The organism is Vibrio sp. Vb0349 (assembly GCF_033338975.1).
The window spans coordinates 1-1318 of the sequence record NZ_JAWOTS010000239.1 but is presented as its reverse complement, the minus strand read 5'-3'; the positions used below and the strand labels follow the sequence as shown (position 1 = coordinate 1318).

1 protein-coding gene is annotated in these 1318 nt (G+C 46.7%); it reads right to left on the bottom strand.

Features of this window, described 5'->3' with window-relative positions:
* Positions 1–1318: DUF294 nucleotidyltransferase-like domain-containing protein (locus tag R7Q47_RS24875; RefSeq protein WP_318089959.1), on the bottom strand; the 1318-nt coding region annotated here is incomplete at both ends.

The window sequence follows — 1318 nt, the reverse complement described above, 5'->3', positions numbered from 1 at the left end:
GACGCACAATGAAGCTAGTGAGCTGTTCGGCCCATTTTAAGCGGCCATACACGCCATCTAAATCGAAAAATATTGATGCATTTAGTAACGCTTTCGGGTTGGGATCGTCAATCCAGTCAGCGAAACATTCTTCCCATTCGGAGCGAGTCATTCGCCACATCGGGTTTGTGGCCATGATGTCACCGGTACAATATTTGTAACCACAAGCGTCAAGGCCGTCACTGACAAACTTGGCGAGATCTTCAAAGTACTTGCCATGTTTCTCTTCTTGATAGGATTCGTCCAGAATAATGGCGTTGTCTTGGTCGGTAACCAGCAACTGTTCGTCGCGTCCCATTGAACCTAATGCGAGGAAACAATAAGGAATCGGAGGCGCACCGAGTTCTTCTTCTGCCAACTCCAACAAACGCTGTTTGAAACTTCGGCCAATTACTGACATCGCGCTGCCAACCATGTGTGAATTGGCGTCTTCGTTAACCAGACGTACGAAGCTGCTTTTGACTTCTTCTGCGACTGTTGCTAAATCTTCGATGCTTTGCTGCTGAAAAATGCTGCTTACGAGAAGCAGTGAGTTTTGCGATTCATAACGAACAATATCGGTAGTTTCGATGATGCCTATCGGCAGTTGATTTTTGACCACCGGCAGATGATGCACATTGTAGCGTAACATCGTTAGCATGGCTTCGTAGATGTAAGCATTATGGTCGAGAGAAATCACTTCCGTCGTCATGACCGTTGAAACATCATCTTGAGGAGACAAGCCTTCCGCAAGCACTCGAGTACATAAATCTCGGTCAGTAATGATGCCTAAAACGGGCGATTGCGGGTCATCTTCGTCAAGGACAAAATCGGGGTCGACAATCAAGAGTGATGAAATGTTGTCCTGAGCCATTAACTGCGCTGCTTGTTGGATTGTTTGGCCGCGGTTTATGGTCGGGGCATCGCCAGTAAGTAGGGTCTTGACTTTAGAGGTGGTTAAGTCGTTTGCGTCTTTGTTTTCTGAAATGGTTTGGCGCAAGCGGGCGCTGTTTTCTACTTCAACAAAATCGGCGAAAGAGTCGAAGTTGTCGTAGATATCTTGAAACACCTCGACCGGAATGCAGTAGAGTAGGGTGTCTTCAATAGCTTTTACCGGGAAACGAACTTTGTTGTTGGTAAGCAGCCCCATTTGACCGAATAAGTCGCCTTCATCGAGACGGGTATAAAGCTCACCCTTGCGGCGATAAACTTCCACCACGCCACTTCTTATCACGAAGAGATCTTGAATATGGTCACCGAAGTGAATGATTGGGGTATCTTGTCGGTAGTAAGAGATTTC